This window comes from Flavobacterium sp. B330r (genome assembly GCF_056824325.1).
In genome coordinates this window covers 2,963,469-2,982,432 of sequence record NZ_CP124860.1, presented here as the reverse complement: position 1 = coordinate 2,982,432, position 18,964 = coordinate 2,963,469, and the positions used below count along the sequence as shown (strand labels likewise).

Genomic DNA, 18,964 nt, shown 5'->3' with positions numbered 1-18,964 from the left:
TAAGAGAACTACAAGAAGTATAGAATTTGCCATCCCTTCAAAATCTTAACTTTTGCGAAATGGTTTTTCCGTTTTTTGAATATAAATTTAAGAAAAAAACTGCTTTCTATTAAAAAAACAAGCCTGATTTACTATTCAATTCATCACTCAAAATAAAAAACCCGTTTCAAAATCGACGTTTGAAACGGGTTCCTTTTTATTAGCAATTCTTTTTTAAACAAATTCGGCTTCGAACAGCTCAGTTAAATGTTTGATGATTTTAGCTTTTACTTCTTCTTCATCTACTTTTTCTACGCCAAGTTCAACGTTTAAAGAAGTAACGCCTTTTCCTCGAATTCCACACGGAATAATATTGTCAAAATATCCTAAGTCGACATTTGCATTTAAGGCAAATCCATGCATGGTTACCCAGCGTGAAGCGCGAACGCCCATTGCACAAATCTTACGCGCAAACGGAGTTCCTGCACCAAGCCAGACTCCTGTTTCGCCTTCACTCCTGCCCGATTCTAATCCGTATTCTGCCAGAGTCAGAATTATGGATTCTTCTAATAAGCGTAAGTATTTATGAATATCGGTAAAGAAGTTTTCTAAATCTAAAATCGGATAACCTACAATTTGTCCAGGTCCGTGATAGGTAATATCTCCACCTCGGTTGATTTTATAAAAAGTCGCCCCTTTGGCTTCGAGCTGTTTTTCGTTTAATAGTAAATTTTCAAGATCACCGCTTTTTCCTAAAGTATAAACATGCGGATGCTCAACAAAAAGTAAATAATTTGGCGTTGGCAAATCTAGTTCTTCTCTTCTGTTCTTGATTTTTAAATCTACTATATCCTTAAAGATTTCTTCTTGATATTCCCAAGTCGATTTATAATCTTTATTGCCCAGATCCTGAAGTTGGATTTTTTTGTTCATTTTAATTATTTTTCAAACTCAACATCAAAGTTCAGTTTGTCGGGATTCTCCATATAATCCGTAAAAGAGTATTGAATTGTAATCGATTTTCGATCGTCGCTAAACAAAGCTGTTGGGTTAGAGACTTTCTTAATTTTTTTTGGAAAGTGATACTTTACAATATAGCTAGACGAAGCAAACATCATTTTAGACATATCTCCCGCCGAATCTTTTGCCTTTGCTGCTTTTTTCTGCTCATCGACTACTGCTTTTCTTGTAAATTTCTTTCCGTCATAAGCATAACTTAATTTACTGCCATTATCTCCGAAACCGCTTCCCATAGGATTTGCGCCTCCTTCTAATTTTTGCAGTGTCCCTAATGTTTGCAAAATATCCTGAAGTTCGTTTACATTTTTAAAATCAGTCGACATGTTCATTAAAAACTGTTTTTTCTCCGAACTTATTTTCGTTGATACAATATAACTCTCCAGTTTTTTAAGTTCTTTTTGTGTTTCTGGCGACAACTTGGCAATACTGTCTTTTTTCTCTTCAAACACTTTTTTGAAAGTAAAAGTAGTATCAATATCTTTTTTGTTATCTCCCATTTGCCCAGCAATCTGATCACCAGCCATTTCCATTAAAGCAGAACCATCCATATCTACAGAGAATTTCCCAGTTCCGTTATCGTTTATGTAAATATTCTCAGTGAAAGTACAGCTAGTTAAAGTCGCTAGTAAAAAAGAAAAACTAAGTAGTTTATATAGTTTCATTAATGTTCTATTTTTTATCAAAGATACAAAGACTATTTTTAAAAATACATTTTATCGAAAACCTCGAATTATTGCTCAAATTCTACTTTAAAACCAAAATCCACACTACTCTCCTGCATATTATCCAGAGGAACTTCTACAGTAAAACCTTTTCTGTCTTTTGTTAGTACTGCATTTTTAAGCGAAACTGTTTTAATCTTTTTCGGAAATTGATACTCAGCGGTATATTTACATTCTTTCATCATTTCTTCCATTTTTTTAGAGAACGGATCGTCGCTTTTATCTTTCTTGTTTTCTTTTTTCTTTTTAACTTTTTTATCGTCTTTAGAAGGAGTAACCGTTTTAATGAAAACCTTACCGTCATAAAAAATGGTGGTATTAGACTTTTCTTCTGGCTTTGGCGCGGCACTTAAAGCTCCTAATCGTTTTTTGTCTGTCGCAGCCAGCGCTTCTAAACTTTCGGCAGGTGTTGCAATAGTTTTAAAATCTGTTCCACTAGGAAAATCAATTGACATTGTATATTCAAATTGCTTTTTCTCTTCGTTTACTTTCATGCTAACTTTAAAATTCTCCAAAATTTTAAGTTTCTCTTTTTCTTTCTCCAGCATCTCGATTTTCTCTTTATCTGCATCTGGTAATTTAGAAATACTGTCGCTTAACTTGTTAAGCATATCTTTGAAGGTAAAAGTAGTGTCAACGACTTTATTGACTTTAGTCGAATCACTTTTTTTTACTCCCATTTTATACATCGGAGACATATCAAAACCATAAGAAAAAGTTCCAGAACCATCTTCGTTCATAGTCATCTTTTCTTTAAGGATACAGCTAGTAAAACAAAATGCAATAAAAAAGCAAAGTAGAATTTTTTTCATAATTGAGGTTTAAGTTATGCAAGCGAAGATACTTTCTTTTAAGAATTATTTTAGTTTCATTTTAAAACAACTTCAAATTTGTCATTTAAGGCTTTATCCAAACCCTGTAAATGAATAACTTGGTATTAGAGCATATTTTACATTTGTTAGAAACTAGTCTATTCCAACAGCTATCGGTGCCGACTAAAGATGATTGAAACCCAATAATTTGATGCTGCAAAAAATCTAAAAACTGCATTAAAAAATCTACATTCTTTTCTTTATCTTTGCACACTTAAAAAAATAAAGCAAAAATGGCATTATCAGAACAAGAAATCATCAGAAGAGAAAAACTTCAAAACTTACGCAACTTAGGAATCAATCCTTATCCGGCTAATCTTTTTCCTGTAAATCATACATCTAAGCAGATAAAGGAGTCATTTGAAGAGGGTAAGAAGGTTATCGTTGCGGGTCGTTTGATGAGTGTTCGTGATCAAGGTAAAGCTTGTTTTGCTGAGTTGCAAGATAGCGAAGGACGTATTCAATTGTACGTAAATCGTGATGTTTTGTGTGAAGGTGACGATAAAACTTTATACAACCAAGTATTCAAAAAATTAACCGATTTAGGTGATTTTATTGGTATTGAAGGTGAATTGTTTACTACACAAGTTGGTGCAAAATGTATTCGTGTTTCTGGTTTTACTTTCTTGAGTAAAACTTTGCGCCCGCTTCCGTTACCAAAAGTTGACGAAGAAGGAAATGTTCACGACGCGTTTAATGATGCTGAGTTACGTTACAGAATGCGTTATGTAGATTTAACAGTAAACCCACAAGTTAAAGAAACGTTCATCAAACGTACTAAATTATTCAGTGCGATGCGTGGTTATTTTAACGATGCAGGATATTTGGAAGTTGACACTCCTGTTTTACAATCAATTCCTGGTGGTGCTTCGGCGAGACCATTTATTACGCACCATAACTCGCTTGATATTCCGCTTTACATGCGTATCGCGAATGAGTTATACTTAAAAAGATTAATTGTTGGTGGATTTGAAGGTGTTTATGAGTTCTCTAGAAACTTCCGTAACGAAGGTATGGACAGAACGCATAACCCTGAGTTTACTGCAATGGAAATATATGTAGCTTACAAAGACTACAACTGGATGATGGAGTTTGCTGAAGGTTTATTAGAGCATTGTGCGATTGCTGTAAATGGCACAAGTGAAGTTACTTTTGGCGAGCATAAAATCAACTTTAAAGCGCCTTATGCACGTGTTACCATGACAGATTCTATCAAACATTTTACAGGTTTTGATATCTCTGGAAAAACAGAACAGGAATTGTTTGAAGCAGCACGTGGAATGGGAATCGAGGTTGACGAAACAATGGGTAAAGGAAAATTAATTGATGAGATTTTTGGAGCTAAATGTGAAGGAAATTATATTCAGCCAACCTTCATTACTGATTATCCAAAAGAAATGTCTCCGCTTTGTAAAGAGCACCGCGATAATCCAGATTTGACGGAGCGTTTTGAATTAATGGTTTGCGGAAAAGAAATCGCAAATGCGTATTCTGAATTAAATGACCCAATTGATCAAAGAGAGCGTTTTGAAGATCAAATGCGTTTGGCAGCAAAAGGTGATGATGAAGCAAACGGAATTATCGACGAAGATTTCTTAAGAGCTCTTGAGTACGGTATGCCTCCTACTTCTGGAATGGGAATTGGAATGGATCGTTTGATTATGTATTTAACAAATAATGCTTCTATTCAGGAAGTTTTATTATTCCCTCAAATGCGTCCTGAGAAAAAACAACTAATTGAACTTTCTGATGAAGAAAAATTCATTGTAGATTTATTGAAAGGAAATGATAATAAAATGGATCTTCAGCAATTAAAAATTACTGCAAATTTAAGTGGTAAAAAATGGGATGCATCTATGAAAAACTTATCTAAACACGGTTTGACTAAAGTTGCTGTTGAAGGTGAATTTAAATTTGTGGAACTGGTTGGATAAATTCCAAAATTAAAATTCCAAATTCCAAGTTGGATTTTATAATATTCAAACCCGACAGGTTTTTAAAACCTGTCGGGTTTCTTTTTTAAAACGAATACTTCTTCCTATCACCATTTAAAACAAAAATCAAAACTTATTTTTAAAAAACTGAAAAACAACACTTTACTTTTTCTAAATTGTTTTACAAGAAAATACTTTCACAAGCCTAGATATAACATTAAAAAACAAAACAAAATTTGGCTGGCATTGAATGCGCAATTGATTTTGTTTTTGCTTTTTTTTAGCAAACAAATTACTACATTTGAAGAAAAAATAGACTTTATGTAAAGTCTATTTTTTTTTAACCCAAACCCATTCAATTAACATTTTTCAACCAATCCTTTAAATGAAAATTAGAAAAATCGCCCCAAACGAAGACTTAGAAACAACAGTCAACAAAAAAAGAAATCGTTACAAAATTGCTATCATCGCTGTTATCTTTATTTCGGCTGCTGGCTTTTTAGGATTTAAATATTTTACTCCTAAAAAAGAAGCTGTTTGTTTAGGCACAGATACCAAAATCTATGATACCTACAAAAACGCCGTTGTACTTGTAAAGCATAAATATGGCTATTTTGCTAAAATTAATGGAAAAGAAATTCCGCTTAATGTTGAGGATGCTAAGGAAGAAACCATTTACGGAACAGGATTTTTTGTAGATACAGAAGGAGACATGATTACCAATAGACATGTTTTACAGCCTTGGAATTCAACTGAAGAAGAAAGCGAAAAAGTAAATACTACTATTCGAAATCTGCGAATGAAGATTGCTTCTATCCTTACTACCGATATTTCTGAAGAGGATTATGAAAGTTTTATTAGCAACAATTGGTCACATGCTTCTGTCTCGTATGATGAAGGTGAAGGAGAGGGAGAATATGAAGAATCGAGCGAAGAAACTAGTGAGTCAGCGGGTGAAGAATTTGTTAGTTCTAATGAAACAGAAACAGATACATCGCAAGTATCAACTGATATCGCAGCATCTATTCCAGTAAAAGAATATGTTTCTGCAGAAAATATTGAAGTATATGTAAAAACGGTAGACATTCAAGTTGCACTTCATAATTCTGATAGCGAATGGATTAATTGCGAAATGAAAAAAGTTTCAGATGACAGCAATATTGATTTAGGCATTTTGCAAGTAGCTGATCATAAAACTCCTAAAACCGTTACCAATATTATAAGTCTTGATAATATTGTTGACAATGATACTTCTCTAGCTCCAGGGCAAAAAGCGATAATGGTGGGCTATCCGATGGGAATAGATTTGGCACAAACCAATTCTGGTATAAAAGTACAGCTTTACAATGGCCAAATAAGTAAAGAATCTGATGGCAACAAAATTCAATACAGTATCACTTCCACACATGGTGCTAGTGGTTCACCTGTTTTTAATGAATGTGGCCAACTGATTGCAGTTAATTTCAGTGGATTCGATCAGGTTCAGGGTTTCAACTTTGGAATTGTTGCTAAGCATATTCAAGCACTCTAATTTGAAAAAATCAAAAAAAAGACGCTTAAATCTAATCGGGTTTTCACATTTCCAATCAAATAAAAAATCGACTTAATCAATTATGAATAAATTTTTTAGTATCTGTGCACTACTGTTCTGTGGTGCCGCTTTTTCACAGATTCCAACTCTGGATGTCGAAAATCAGAAAAAAAATTCGGTAATCTTACAGGAGGTAAAAATTGAAACCAAAATTCTAGGAAATCTTGCCTCAACTACAGCTACTTATACATTTTACAATCCTGGCGACAGAATTTTAGAAGGAAATTTTACCCTTCCGTTACCAGAAGGAGTAAGCGTAAGTGGTTATGCTTTGGACATTAATGGAAGTTTAAGAGATGCCGTACCTGTTCCAAAAGAACGAGCTAAAGAAGTGTTTGAAAGTATTGAAAAAAGAAATGTAGATCCAGGTATTATTGAAAAAGTAGCTGGAAACAATTTTAGAACTAGAATCTATCCCATTACAGCTAGAGGCAGCAGATTTATTAGAATTACGTACAATCAGGAATTGAAAAATTCGGCTACTGATTATCAGTATTTTTTAAGTTTTGCCAATGCAGTAAATATCCCAAAATTTAATCTGAAAGTATTAGTTAATGAAAGTCTAACCACTCCTAAAATTACGGAAAATCCAGATGGAAGTTTTACTTTTCAGAAAAAAGGAAATCAATGGATTGCTGAAATTAATAAAGTGAATTTTACGCCAAATGAAAGCCTTAAAATAGCTATTCCTAAAGTAAACGAGTCGTCTAATGTGATGCTTCAAAAAGCTTCTGACGACAAATCTTATTTTGCGGCAAGTGTTGCGATGAATTTCCCTGTAAAGGAAAAAGCAAAATCTCAAAAAATTGCGATTATTTGGGATAATTCATTTAGCGGATCAAAGAGAGATCGTCAAAAAGAACTGGACTTTCTTAATGCGTATTTTTCAGACAACAAGAATGTTGCAGTCTCTTTTGTCCTTTTAAATAATATCCTTGAAAAAACAGAAGAATTTACTGTTTCTGGAGGAAACTGGAATGCCTTAAAAGACAGAATTCTTAATCTGAAATATGATGGCGGAACCGACTTTAGTGCTTTAAAAGAAATTTCGCCAATAGACGAATATCTTTTATTTTCTGACGGAATTTCAAATTTTGGAGATTTAACTTTAAAATTCAAAAAACCGGTCAACACTGTAACGAGCACACCAACTTCTGATTTTAATTTGCTGAAACTTTTAGCATCACAATCTGGAGGAAATTTTATCAATCTTAACGAATTAGATACGCAATCTGCTCTAAAAACATATAAAAGGCTTCCTATTGTATTTTTAGGCTTTAAAGAAACAAATACACTTCAGGAATTGTTTCCAAATGTTGGAACCGCAGTAAACGAACCAGTGAATATATTTGGAATTTCATCTTCCAACTTGAGTAAACTTACTGCTGTTTTTTCAGTAGGAGATAAAAAATTTGAAGTGCCTGTAGATTTTAATAACGCTGTACAAGTAGATAATTGGCCTCTTGCACAATTTTGGTCGCAACGAAAAATTAATGATCTTGAACTTAATTCAACTCAAAACAGCGATGAAATTAGAAATCTGAGCGAACAGTTTGGGGTTGTAAGCAAGAACACTAGTCTTATCGTATTGGAAGATGTTAATGATTATGTGCGTTTTGGCATCACACCTCCACAGGAATTATTGCCAGAATACAACAAAATCGTTTCGCAAAACAAAAAACAAATATTAGAAAAAAGAAGAAATCTTCTATCTAAAGCTTTTGATAAAACACGAGAATTGACAACTTGGTGGAATAGCGAATTTAAACCTACAGAAAAAAAACAGTATCCTACCATTTCTAAGCAGTCACAAAAATTGTCGTCGGCAGAAGAAAGTGTTGTTAGCGATAATGCTGTATATTCTGCAGAAAGTAGAGCAGGCGATAAAAAAACTTCTACAGGTAAAATAACTTTGGTAGATGTAGAAAGTACTCAAGAGTATATGAAAGATTTTCAGTCTTTACAATCACCTGAATTGATCTATCAGAAATATCTTGAAAATCGTCCGAAATACGAGAAACAGGTAACGTATTATTTTGATGTATCTAAATTGCTTTTCAAAAAAGGAGACAAAGCTCTTTCTTTAAAAGTTTTAAGCACACTGGCAGAACTTGATTTGGAAAATGAAGAATTGTACAAAACGATTTCATACTTATTGAAACAAAGAGGCAATTATGAAAAAGAATTGTGGATTACCCAAAAGATTCTAGAATGGAGACCATTTGATCCTCAAAGTCATAGAGATTATGCATTGGCTTTGGTAGACAATAAAAAACCTCAAGAAGCTCTTAATATCTATAAAGGTATGCTGTATCAAGAATATACTGATGAGATCTCTGTGAGGGATAATGGTATTGAAGAAATCTTGATTATGGAAATCAATAATATTTTGAGCCAAAACAAAAATGTTGATGCAAGCAAATTAGATGATCGTCTAAAAGCAAATCTTCCAGTCGACATTCGTATTGTTATTAACTGGAATAAAGACAATACAGACATAGATCTTTGGGTAACAGACCCAAGAGGAGAAGATTGTTCGTACTCGCATAGATCTACAGAAATTGGAGGAAGATTAAGCAACGATTTCACTCAAGGTTTTGGTCCTGAACAGTTTTTACTTAAAAAAGCAATTAAAGGGAAATATAAAATCAAAACGAATTTCTTCGGTGAGAGACAGAATATTCTTTCTGGACCAACCACTGTAATGGCAGAAGTTTATCTTTACTATTCTGATGGCAGACAGGAACGAAAAATTGCTGTTTTCCAGAGTCAAAAAGAAAACAAACGTGAAAGTGATAGTAAAATTTTAATTGGAGAATTTGAGTTTTAGAAAAATATAAAAATTCCAAACTCCAAAATTAGGATTTATAATATTTCAAACCCGACAGATTTTGAAATCTGTCGGGTTTTTTATTTTAAAATGAATACTTCTCCAATTTTTTCCCTTGAATATCCAAAACCTTTGTGCTTTCTTTTGGAACATCCCCTTTTATAACTTCTTGAACTGAAGGATTAGATGGATATTTTCCACCTTTCATTTTTAAAAGATGAAATTTTCCTCCGCTTTCAAATATCAAATCATAAAATTTTTCTGTTGCTGAAGTGGTTACATAAATTGGAAAATCGGTTACAGAGAAACGATTAATCACAGTTCCGTCATTCTTTAAAATATATCCTGAACAGCCTCCGCTTCCGCAGAAATAAGAATTAGAGAAACCAACAAAATATTCCTCTTTCTTATCGTTATTTAAATCGAAAGCTTCATAATAGAAAGATCTGTCTTCTTTTGTCATTGCGGGTAAATCTTTCTCCAATAAAATCAGCAATTGTTTTCGAATTAATTCTACTTCTTTATTATTTTTTTCGGAAACTTCACTTAAATCGGCCGTTCCGCCAAGAGTTTTAGACAAGGTATCTTGAACAATTGTTTTTACAATATTTTTTGAATTGTCTTTGTTTTGGCAAGATGATAATGCCAAAATTATAATTAAAATCAGAAATCTATTTTTCATAATCTGATGTTTTAAATTCGCGATCGATTACACTAATAATGCTGCTTTATTTTCAATATCATTCTGCGTCAATAATGATTTTATATTATTGAAAGTCACCAATGCAATTTGAGTTAAAGCTTCGTTGGTAAAAAATGCTTGATGCGCTGTTACCAATACATTCGGAAAACTCATTAAACGCTGAATCGCGTCGTCTTGAATAATGTCTGCCGATAAATCTCTAAAGAACAATTTTTCTTCTTGTTCGTAAACGTCAATTCCTAAATAACCTATTTTCCCTTCTTTTAAGCCTTCAATAACCGACGATGTTTCTATTAATCCGCCGCGGCTCGTATTGATAATCATAACACTGTCTTTCATGAAAGTCAGCGAAGTTTTATTGATTACATGTTTCGTCTGATCGTTTAAAGGGCAATGCAAAGAAATAATATCACTCGCCTTGAAGATCTCTTCTAAACCAACAAAAGAAACGCCGTCTTTTTTCATTTCATCACTTTCAACAATATCATACGCCAAAACTTTACAGCCAAAACCTAACGCTATTTTAGAAAATGCTTTTCCGATATTTCCTGTTCCTATAATTCCAATTGTTTTTCCGAATAAATCGAAACCTAATAATCCGTTTAAAGAGAAATTTTGTTCGCGAACTCTATTATAAGCTTTATGTGTTTTTCTGTTTAAAGTTAAAATCATCGCCATGGCATGTTCGGCGACCGCTTGAGGAGAATATGCAGGAACACGGCAAACTTTTATGTGGTGTTTTTTAGCCGCTTCTAAATCGACATTATTAAAACCAGCGCAGCGTAAAGCAATTATTTTTACTTTTTTTTCTGCTAATTGTTTAATGACAGTTTCGTTTACAATATCATTTACAAAAACACAAACAATCTCGCACTCTTCTATTAAAGCTACCGTCTGAGGATTTAACTGTGTTTCAAAAAAGTCCAGCTGAAAACCAAAATCTTCATTGTATTTATTGAAAAACGTTTTGTCGTAAGGCTGGGTCGAGAAAAAAGCGATTTTTTTTGCGCCAAGATTTGAGCTCATAATAGTGAATTATTTATGTTTTATTATTTCTAAAATTCCCTTTTGGCAGATAATACAGCCATCCAAAACCAATTAAAAATAAAATAAGCGAACCTATAAATGCTGGAATCAAAATCTCTTTATTATTATCTAATGCATTGTTTAAAGCGGCATACAACAACCAAATTTGGATGCTTACATTTAAGATTAAAACAAATATTAAAGTAGAAAGAATAACATTCAACTTATTTGGATTTGCCTGATTTTGGCTTTTTCTAAATGTACTCATAATATATTTCTTAAACAATTAACTCGCTTTATTTTCAAAAGCTTTTACAAAAATCTTTTCTCCTTTTAAAACCACTTCCAACTGAGGCAAAGCTCTTGGCGGAGGCCCAGCAATAACATCACCAGTCAAAGCATCAAAAGAACCTTCATGACAAGGACAATGAATAATTCCTGTTCCCGGTTTGTAATAAACGGCACACGAAAGATGTGTACATTTTTGCTCAAAAGCTCTAAACATGCCACTTTCTAAATGCACTAAAATATACGGAATGGTACTTCCTTCAATCACAAAACCTCTCGTTCCGCCCAACGGAATATCTTTTACATCGCATACAAAATGTTCGCCCACCACTTCATCAGCTGGCAGTAAATAGGCTTTTGCCGCTACCAATCCGCTGCCCACCATTAAACCACCAGAAACCAGCGTAAGGAATTTAGCAAAATCACGTCGGCTTACCTGTGTCGATTCCTGCTTTTTATAAGGAAAATCTTTTTTCCAATTTTCTTTTAAATTATCTTCTTTAGACATGGATTTTAGATTTAGAATATTCGTAATTCGTTGCTTCCCTTAGGCATCATGATATTTACTTTTGTATTTACGCGCTCTTTTCCAAAAATAAATGAATTTACTGGAGTGCTATTTGGACGCATTTCTTCGATTTGTTCGCGAGTTCCATAAAACAAGGCGCCACTCGGACAAACCGTTGCGCACATTGGTTTTTTGCCAACGCTGGTTCTATCGTAACACATGTTGCATTTCATCATTAAATCGTATTCTTCCATTTTCTTTGGAACTCCAAACGGACAAGCCATTACACAATTGGAACAGCCAATACAGCGTTCTGTATTTGCAGTATGAACTACTCCGAATTCATCTTGCGAAATCGCATCAGCTGGACAAACATTGGCACAAACTGGATCTTCACAATGCATACAAACCTGAACTGTGGTCTGAATGGTAACGGCACGCTCTACATAATTAACATGAATCATCGATTCCTGTCCATTAGTTTCGCATTCAGAACAGGCCATTTCGCAAGCTTTACAGCCAATGCATCTTTGTAAGTCTACAAAAAACTCTTCGTTTTTATTATAATTGGTTAAATTCATAATTGTTGCTTTTTATAGATTAAACACTCGCATAAGCATTTGATTTGTCTGATGAATTTTCGATTTCTCCCAAAGGTTCCAGCTTACAAGCACAAACTTTAAATTCTGGAATTTTTGAAATAGGATCTAAAGTTCCGGGCGTTAACTGATTGGCAGATTTTTTTCCTGGCCAATGATACGGTACAAAAACAGTATCTTTTCGAATGGTTTCTACAATATTGGCAGGAAAAATTCCTTCTCCTCTTCGAGTTGAAACTTTTACTAATTCTCTCTGCTGAATATTATATTTCTGGGCCATTTCTGGATGAATTTCCAACAACGGTTCCGGAAACTGATCTACTAATTTCCCAATTCTTCTTGTTTGTGTTCCGCTTAAATACTGAGATACAACTCGTCCCGTAGTTAATATTATCGGATATTCCTCATCTGTAATTTCGCCTGGCAATTTATACGGAGCAGGATTAAAATGTGCTTTTCCGTCTGGAGTTGCAAACTTTTTATCTTCCCATAATCTTGGCGTTCCAGGATGATCTTCGGTTGGACATGGCCAGAAAATGCCCATATTATCTTCTACTTTTTTATAGGTAATTCCGTTGTAATCGGCAGTTCCTCCTTTTGAAGCGACACGCAATTCATTAAAAATGGCTTCGCTGTCTGCGTAGGTAAACTTATCTTCTTCTCCTAACCTTTTTGCCAATTCTAATAATATTGAAGTATCTGTTCTGGCATCTCCCGGAGGCGTTACGGCTTGACGAATTCGGATAACGCGCCCTTCAGCTGAAGTTGTTGTTCCCTCCTCTTCTTCCTGCAATGAACCTGCTAAAACAATATCCGCATGACGGGCCGTTTCATTTAAAAAGAAATCTATCGCAACATAAAACTCTAATTTTTCAAGAGCAGAACGCACATAATTATTGTTTGGAAGAGATACTAACGGATTAAAACAGATCGAAATCAATCCTTTTATTTCACCACTATGAATTGCTTCAATAATTTCATAAGCTGTAATGCCTTTATGCGGCATATCTTCTTCTTTTATTTTCCAAACATCGGCAATGTATTTTCGATGATCCATATTCTCTATATCACGGTTTCCAGGCAGCTGATCACATTTATGACCGTGCTCTCTTCCGCCCTGACCATTTCCTTGTCCGGTAATCGTTCCGTAACCGCAATAGGGTCTTCCAATTCTTCCAGTTGCCAAAACCAGATTAATGCATCCCAAAACATTATCTACTCCTTTTGAGTGATGTTCAATTCCTCTTGCGTGCAGTAAAAAGCTCGTTTTTGCTTTTCCCCATAATTCGGCCGCTTCTTTAATTTTTTCTTTCGAAATTCCAGTAACTTCTTCTGCCCATTCTAATGTATACTCTTTTACAGCATCAATCGTTTCCTGAAATCCTGAAGTATGATTATCAATAAAATCATGATCTAACATATCGTGATCTACGAGATATTTCAGCATTGCACCATACAAAGCAGAATCAGTTCCTGGCCTTACATCCAAATGAATATCGGCTGTTCTTGCTAACGGAATAACACGCGGATCGACAACAATCAGTTTTGCACCTCGATCTCTGGCTTTCCAAATCCAATGGGTTAAAGTGGGAAACGTTTCGCTGATATTGGCTCCAGCAACTATAATAACCTCAGCATATTCTAAGTCAGAATAATTGTTTGAAGCGCGATCTAAACCAAATGCTTTTTTATTTCCTGCGCCAGCACTTACCATGCAAAGGCGTCCGTTGTAATCTAAATTTCTTGTTTTTAAAGCTACTCTAGCAAACTTCCCAACCAAATAACTTTTTTCATTAGTTAACGAAACTCCAGATAACATCGAAAACGCATGTTTCCCATATTTTTCCTGAATTCTTTTAATTTCAGAAACGGTTTTATCCATTGCTTCATCCCAAGTGGTTTGTTCAAATCCTTTGCCTTCTACTCTTTTTATTGGATGTAATAATCGATCTGGATGATTATTTTGCATATAACGCTGAACACCTTTTGGACACAAACGCCCCTCGTTGAACGGAAATTCCATCCAAGGCTCAAAACCAACCACTTTATTGTCTTTTACAGATAATTGAATACCACATTGCATTCCGCAGAAACAACAATGTGTTTTAACCGTTTTATCTGGTTCATCACGTCCTGAATATCCTTCTTTTGGCGTATAATTCAGATGCGGACCAAATGCTTCAATTATTTTTTCAGTTGATACAGGTAGTTTTGCCATGATTTTTTTTGTTGTTTTTTGGTTTCATGTTTCAAGTTTCACGTTCTGCTACGAAACTTGAAACCTTAAACTTGAAACTATATTTTTATCCAAATAAATTTCCGCCTTCAATTCTTGCTTTTAAATGTGCTTTCGCTAAACGATCTCGTTTTCCTTCGGGACTTAAATCTAAGTGTGAATTTCCTTCATCATCACTAAAGTCAAAACCTAATTGTTTCGTTACAATTTTCAAATCATCAATGTGAAGCTGAGTTGTAAAAGGTTTTCCGGTTTCTTTACAGATAGCCATTCCTTTTTTCATTCCTTCCTTTTTGTAAATATGCGCACCAATTTGAGCCGGTCGCTGAATAATATGGAAGAACTTTCCAAAGGGAATCCATATCAAAAACATAATAACCGTTACGGCATGAACTACAGCCAGAAAATCATACGCAAATCCTTTCATAAACTGATATGAATACGTCAGACATAAACCTGTAACCGAAATGGCAATTAATAAAAGAAGTGGCAGTAAATCGCCTTCAAAAGTCTGTGTGGCAATTAACCCTGGATTGGTTAAACGTCTTCTTAAATAATAAAGAGAACCGAAAATAACCAGATAAGAAGACCAGTTTAAGGCATGGAAAGTCAGAAATGCCATAATAGAATCCAATCTGAAATCCATTACTTTAAAACCAAAAAAATGGGCTTCGTAAACAGAAATAGAATTGGGTGCCAAGGTAAAATGAATCCATCCAAATGTGAGCGGGAAAGTAATAGCAAAAGCCGAAAAACAGCCAATTGCAATGCAAAAATGAGCCAGCCATCTGTATTTTCCTCTTGGATAAATAAATTTCTGAAAAGCAATATTTTCAACCGATTCTTTCCCTAAAAACCATAAATGCGAAAAGACTTTTCCTGTAAAGAGAAATTGAATGCCGCGTTTGAAATACATCCAAGTTGGAGGTCGCTGCAGCCAAACCGTGTATCGATACACCACTCCGAAAAATGCAAACAGAGTTCCGAACAGATAGGTAACCAAAGCCGCATCAAAATTTTGCAGTTTTCTTGATCCATAGAAAACCAATACGACCATAAAAACCGAAGCGGCCGTTGCAATTAATAAAGCTTTTGTATTAAATGTTTTTTCTTTCATGACAGATTATTTTCGCTCAATATCTTTAGCCATTTCAGGCAGTTTTTCTTTTGTCATTTTCACAATTACACGATGCATCCAGATTAAACAAGTCAGAGATAACGCCAAAATAAAAAGCCATGAGCTCGTCCAGAATCCTGTAAATGACAATAAATACCCGAAAATAATAGGCCCGAAGAATCCGCCTAAACCACCTAAGAGTCCAACCATTCCGCCAATTACTCCCACTTCATTAGGGAAATAATCTGGTATGTGTTTGTAAACAGCGGCAGAACCAATTCCCCACGAAATTCCTATTAGAATAACCAAAACTAAATACACCCACATATTGGCTTCAAAATGAATTTGTGTAATTCCTTCTGCCAATAAATCTTTCTTTTGCACTTTTTGGTTTTGCTCTACAACCACTTCCTGCCATGTTTTTTTGGATGGGAAAAATTTAGAATGTGGCTGACTTTCATCTTTTTGAGCGATGTTATATTCTTTATCATCTATTACTATTTTATCTGGTGCTACAGACGTAACTGTTCCTGCTTTGCTAGATAACAACCCGCTTCCTGATGTTGTAATATCCATTTTCGGAAACAATAGTAAAAAGCTTAAAACGACTGAAGAACTCAAAACCCAATACATCACTTTTCTAGCCCCGAATTTATCCGATAAAAAACCTCCAAAAGCGCGTACGACACCTGCAGGTAAACTAAAACAAGAAGTAAAGATTCCGCCCAAAACTAAAGTGGTGTGATAGACATTCATAAAATTTGGCAGAAGCCATTGTGAGAAAGTAACAAACGAGCCAAATACTAAGAAATAATAAGTTCCGAAACGCCAAACACGCACGCTCTTTAAAGGCTGTAATAATTGTTTTACCGTTTTGGACTGTGCTTCGCTTTTTTTGTTTTTGGCAAAAATCAGAAATACAATTCCCATCAATAATAAAGCAGAACCGTATAGAATAGGAAGCCATTTCCAACCATTTTCAGGATCGCTTTCTGAGAATGTACTTAATAAAGAAGGTGCAAGAAATGGTGTAATTGAGGCTCCTGCAGTTCCCATTCCGAAAATTCCTAAAGCTCTTCCTTGCCATTCTTTTGGATACCACACAGAAGTTGAAGCTACGCCTACAGCAAAACTAGTTCCGACCATTCCGAATAAGAAACTTAGAATAGCAAAAACAGTAAAAGAAGTCGCAAAAGGTAAAAGAAACAATGGAATTGATGCCAAAATCAATAAAGCAGAATGCACAATTCTGCCTCCAAACTTATCGGTTAAAATTCCCATTGGCAATCTCATAATCGATCCTGTAAGAACAGGAATCCCTAAAAGCCATCCGATCTGTACGACACTCCAGTTAAAAATTTCTTTATCAACTAAAAAAGTAACCAGTACTCCGTTGAGTGTCCAGCATGCAAAACAGATTGCAAATGCCAAAGTGTTTAAAAAAAGGATGCGGTGGGCTTGGGAAAGATCTGCCATAGAATAAAGTATTAAATTGTGTTTTTGAAAATCTATTACTGAAATATGGGAATCATGGAAATTGCTTTTCCTAAACAACAGAAAAGCAATAGTTTACTAAAGTTAAAAAAAAAATCCAAAGCAATACACTTACTGTCAAATATTTAGCGTTATAATAATCTTATTTAAATTCATTCTTTCAAAAACTGGTAATCAATCTGTTAAATAAAACACAATTTCAAAAGAGTGATTAAACCTGTTTTAATTAATAAAGTCTAATCTGTAAACAATTAAAAAACTTGAATATGAAAAAATTATTTATCGCAGCTATGTTATTTGTTGGAATAGCAAGTTTTGCACAAGAAACGGATCAAAAACCGGCGCGTGAGCAAAGAGAGAGAATGACTCCAGAACAGCGTAATGAGAAACAGCTTCAAAAACTAACTACAGAATTAAGTCTAGATGCTAGTCAGCAAGCGCAGGTAAAGCAGCTTTTAGCAGATAGAAGTGCAAAAGCCGAAAAATTTAGAGAAGCTAGAAAAGAAAAAAAAGATAGCAACACAAAACCAACTGCTGAAGAAAAAGCGGCTTTCAAAAAACAAATGGAAGACGAAATCGCAGCAAATGATGCTAAAATGAAATCGATCTTAAAAGCTGATCAATACACAAAATGGAAAGCCCTGCAAGAAGAGAAAAAAGACAAAATGAGGGATAAAATGAAAGAGCACAAAAAAGATAAAATCTAATTTGATGCAAAAAAAAGAGGCTTTGAAAGCCTCTTTTTTATTATTTAAAATGTTTTCGATACTTTATCAATCGCATTGATTGTAAAATCTAAATCTTCGTAAGTTAATGCATCTGTAATAAACCACGTTTCGTATGCAGATGGTGCGATGTAAACACCTTCTTGCAATAATCCGTGAAAGAATTTCTTGAATGTTTCGTTATCTCCTTTTGCAGCAGTTTGGAAATCAGTAACTGGATTGGCATCAAAGTGAACCGAGATCATAGAACCAACTCTATTGATCGTAAACTCAACATTATTTGATTTTAAAACTCTGTCAATTCCTGCTTCTAAATAAGCCGTTTTTTCTTCTAAACGAGTAAAAACTTCTCTGTCAGAATCAAGTGCTTTTAGCATCGTCAAACCCGCTGCCATTGCTAACGGATTCCCAGATAATGTTCCCGCTTGGTAAACTGGTCCAAGAGGAGCTAAATAATTCATAATTTCTTCTCGTGCCGCAAAAGCTCCAACTGGCAATCCACCACCGATAACTTTTCCAAAAGTCACGATATCAGCATCGATACCATATAATTCCTGTACACCACCGCGAGCTAAACGGAAACCTGTCATTACTTCATCAAAAATCAATAAAATTCCGTTTGCAGCACACAAATCTCTTAAACCTTGCAAAAATCCTTCTTGAGGCGGAATACATCCCATATTTCCTGCAACTGCTTCAATGATAATCGCAGCGATTTCTCCTTTATTAGCTTCGATTAAAGTTTTTACATTCTCTAAATCATTGTATTTGGCTAACAAAGTATCTTTTGCAGTTCCTTCTGTAACTCCAGGGCTATTTGGCGAACCAAAAGTTACAGCTCCACTTCCTGCTTGAATCAAAAATGAATCTGAATGTCCGTGGTAACAACCTGCAAATTTTACAATTTTATCTCTTTTTGTAAATCCACGAGCTAAACGAATTGCACTCATACAAGCTTCTGTACCTGAATTTACAAAACGAATTTTGTCAATATTTGGAACCATAGAAACAGCCAAAGCCGCAATTTCAGTTTCCAATTCAGTCGGCATACCAAATGAAGTTCCTAGTTTTGCTTTTTCAATAACAGCATCAACAACTGGCTGATAAGCGTGACCTAAAACCATTGGTCCCCAAGAGTTAATATAATCTATTAATTTGTTTCCGTCTTCATCATATAAATAAGCACCTTTGGCACTTTTTACAAAAATCGGAGTTCCGCCAACGGCTTTAAATGCTCTTACTGGTGAATTTACTCCTCCCGGAATTACTTTTACTGCTTCAGCAAAAAGCTGACTACTTCTTTTATATAACATTCTTATT

At 34.6% G+C, this 18,964-nt stretch carries 16 protein-coding genes; 4 read left to right on the top strand and 12 right to left on the bottom strand.

Features of this window, described 5'->3' with window-relative positions:
* Positions 1–213 precede the first annotated feature (213 nt).
* The 3 genes from lipB to QLQ95_RS13365 all read right to left on the bottom strand — a co-directional run bounded on the left by lipB (position 214) and on the right by QLQ95_RS13365 (position 2,533).
* Positions 214–912: a lipoyl(octanoyl) transferase LipB gene (lipB, locus tag QLQ95_RS13375; RefSeq protein ID WP_095928748.1), complete on the bottom strand. Its 699-nt coding sequence runs from the start codon at positions 910–912 to the stop codon at positions 214–216.
* Between the two features lie 5 nt (positions 913–917).
* Positions 918–1,661 (bottom strand): hypothetical protein, encoded by a 744-nt coding sequence (locus tag QLQ95_RS13370; protein ID WP_482500256.1) that lies wholly within the window; start codon positions 1,659–1,661, stop codon positions 918–920.
* Between the two features lie 68 nt (positions 1,662–1,729).
* Positions 1,730–2,533 carry a hypothetical protein gene (locus tag QLQ95_RS13365; RefSeq protein WP_428238599.1) on the bottom strand — a complete coding sequence of 268 codons (804 nt, stop codon included), beginning with the start codon at positions 2,531–2,533 and terminating at the stop codon, positions 1,730–1,732.
* Between the two features lie 293 nt (positions 2,534–2,826).
* Between QLQ95_RS13365 and lysS the strand changes: the two genes are divergently transcribed.
* From lysS to QLQ95_RS13350, 3 genes are all read left to right on the top strand, one after another.
* Entirely contained in the window at positions 2,827–4,527 is a 1,701-nt protein-coding gene (gene lysS / locus QLQ95_RS13360; RefSeq protein WP_095928745.1) for a lysine--tRNA ligase, read from the top strand.
* Between the two features lie 385 nt (positions 4,528–4,912).
* Positions 4,913–6,058 (top strand): S1 family peptidase, encoded by a 1,146-nt coding sequence (locus QLQ95_RS13355; protein ID WP_482500255.1) that lies wholly within the window; start codon positions 4,913–4,915, stop codon positions 6,056–6,058.
* Positions 6,059–6,140: 82 nt separating this feature from the next.
* Positions 6,141–8,948: a VIT domain-containing protein gene (locus tag QLQ95_RS13350; protein WP_482500254.1), complete on the top strand. Its 2,808-nt coding sequence runs from the start codon at positions 6,141–6,143 to the stop codon at positions 8,946–8,948.
* An 85-nt stretch (positions 8,949–9,033) separates the two neighbouring features.
* Here QLQ95_RS13350 and QLQ95_RS13345 read toward each other — a convergent pair whose 3' ends face one another.
* From QLQ95_RS13345 to QLQ95_RS13310, 8 genes are all read right to left on the bottom strand, one after another.
* Positions 9,034–9,630 (bottom strand): hypothetical protein, encoded by a 597-nt coding sequence (locus QLQ95_RS13345; RefSeq protein WP_320492914.1) that lies wholly within the window; start codon positions 9,628–9,630, stop codon positions 9,034–9,036.
* A 27-nt stretch (positions 9,631–9,657) separates the two neighbouring features.
* Positions 9,658–10,677 (bottom strand): 2-hydroxyacid dehydrogenase, encoded by a 1,020-nt coding sequence (locus tag QLQ95_RS13340; protein ID WP_095928741.1) that lies wholly within the window; start codon positions 10,675–10,677, stop codon positions 9,658–9,660.
* Positions 10,678–10,690: 13 nt separating this feature from the next.
* Entirely contained in the window at positions 10,691–10,945 is a 255-nt protein-coding gene (locus QLQ95_RS13335; RefSeq protein ID WP_095928740.1) for a DUF6755 family protein, read from the bottom strand.
* Between the two features lie 18 nt (positions 10,946–10,963).
* Positions 10,964–11,473, bottom strand: coding sequence for a QcrA and Rieske domain-containing protein (locus QLQ95_RS13330; RefSeq protein ID WP_095928739.1), 510 nt, complete (start codon positions 11,471–11,473; stop codon positions 10,964–10,966).
* 11 nt (positions 11,474–11,484) lie between these two features.
* Positions 11,485–12,054: a 4Fe-4S dicluster domain-containing protein gene (locus tag QLQ95_RS13325; RefSeq protein ID WP_482500253.1), complete on the bottom strand. Its 570-nt coding sequence runs from the start codon at positions 12,052–12,054 to the stop codon at positions 11,485–11,487.
* Positions 12,055–12,073: 19 nt separating this feature from the next.
* Positions 12,074–14,290: a molybdopterin oxidoreductase family protein gene (locus QLQ95_RS13320; RefSeq protein WP_482500252.1), complete on the bottom strand. Its 2,217-nt coding sequence runs from the start codon at positions 14,288–14,290 to the stop codon at positions 12,074–12,076.
* 85 nt (positions 14,291–14,375) lie between these two features.
* Positions 14,376–15,425 (bottom strand): MFS transporter, encoded by a 1,050-nt coding sequence (locus tag QLQ95_RS13315; protein WP_482500251.1) that lies wholly within the window; start codon positions 15,423–15,425, stop codon positions 14,376–14,378.
* Between the two features lie 6 nt (positions 15,426–15,431).
* Entirely contained in the window at positions 15,432–16,901 is a 1,470-nt protein-coding gene (locus QLQ95_RS13310; protein ID WP_095928736.1) for an MFS transporter, read from the bottom strand.
* A 284-nt stretch (positions 16,902–17,185) separates the two neighbouring features.
* Here QLQ95_RS13310 and QLQ95_RS13305 point away from each other — a divergent pair, with 284 nt between their 5' ends.
* Complete coding sequence (locus tag QLQ95_RS13305) at positions 17,186–17,626, top strand: hypothetical protein (protein WP_320492910.1); 441 nt, start codon at positions 17,186–17,188, stop codon at positions 17,624–17,626.
* Positions 17,627–17,670: 44 nt separating this feature from the next.
* Here the strand turns inward: QLQ95_RS13305 and hemL are convergent, their stop codons facing one another.
* The gene (gene hemL, locus QLQ95_RS13300) at positions 17,671–18,957 is read right to left on the bottom strand and encodes a glutamate-1-semialdehyde 2,1-aminomutase (protein ID WP_482500250.1); all 1,287 of its coding nucleotides are present in this window, start codon (positions 18,955–18,957) and stop codon (positions 17,671–17,673) included.
* Positions 18,958–18,964: the final 7 nt, after the last annotated feature.

What these genes read in the sequence shown, in the direction of transcription:
- lipB (WP_095928748.1), bottom strand. Translation starts at nt 912, where the DNA reads ATGAACAAAAAAATCCAACTTCAGGATCTGGGCAATAAAGATTATAAA.
- QLQ95_RS13370 (WP_482500256.1), bottom strand. Translation starts at nt 1,661, where the DNA reads ATGAAACTATATAAACTACTTAGTTTTTCTTTTTTACTAGCGACTTTA.
- QLQ95_RS13365 (WP_428238599.1), bottom strand. Translation starts at nt 2,533, where the DNA reads ATGAAAAAAATTCTACTTTGCTTTTTTATTGCATTTTGTTTTACTAGC.
- lysS (WP_095928745.1), top strand. Translation starts at nt 2,827, where the DNA reads ATGGCATTATCAGAACAAGAAATCATCAGAAGAGAAAAACTTCAAAAC.
- QLQ95_RS13355 (WP_482500255.1), top strand. Translation starts at nt 4,913, where the DNA reads ATGAAAATTAGAAAAATCGCCCCAAACGAAGACTTAGAAACAACAGTC.
- QLQ95_RS13350 (WP_482500254.1), top strand. Translation starts at nt 6,141, where the DNA reads ATGAATAAATTTTTTAGTATCTGTGCACTACTGTTCTGTGGTGCCGCT.
- QLQ95_RS13345 (WP_320492914.1), bottom strand. Translation starts at nt 9,630, where the DNA reads ATGAAAAATAGATTTCTGATTTTAATTATAATTTTGGCATTATCATCT.
- QLQ95_RS13340 (WP_095928741.1), bottom strand. Translation starts at nt 10,677, where the DNA reads ATGAGCTCAAATCTTGGCGCAAAAAAAATCGCTTTTTTCTCGACCCAG.
- QLQ95_RS13335 (WP_095928740.1), bottom strand. Translation starts at nt 10,945, where the DNA reads ATGAGTACATTTAGAAAAAGCCAAAATCAGGCAAATCCAAATAAGTTG.
- QLQ95_RS13330 (WP_095928739.1), bottom strand. Translation starts at nt 11,473, where the DNA reads ATGTCTAAAGAAGATAATTTAAAAGAAAATTGGAAAAAAGATTTTCCT.
- QLQ95_RS13325 (WP_482500253.1), bottom strand. Translation starts at nt 12,054, where the DNA reads ATGAATTTAACCAATTATAATAAAAACGAAGAGTTTTTTGTAGACTTA.
- QLQ95_RS13320 (WP_482500252.1), bottom strand. Translation starts at nt 14,290, where the DNA reads ATGGCAAAACTACCTGTATCAACTGAAAAAATAATTGAAGCATTTGGT.
- QLQ95_RS13315 (WP_482500251.1), bottom strand. Translation starts at nt 15,425, where the DNA reads ATGAAAGAAAAAACATTTAATACAAAAGCTTTATTAATTGCAACGGCC.
- QLQ95_RS13310 (WP_095928736.1), bottom strand. Translation starts at nt 16,901, where the DNA reads ATGGCAGATCTTTCCCAAGCCCACCGCATCCTTTTTTTAAACACTTTG.
- QLQ95_RS13305 (WP_320492910.1), top strand. Translation starts at nt 17,186, where the DNA reads ATGAAAAAATTATTTATCGCAGCTATGTTATTTGTTGGAATAGCAAGT.
- hemL (WP_482500250.1), bottom strand. Translation starts at nt 18,957, where the DNA reads ATGTTATATAAAAGAAGTAGTCAGCTTTTTGCTGAAGCAGTAAAAGTA.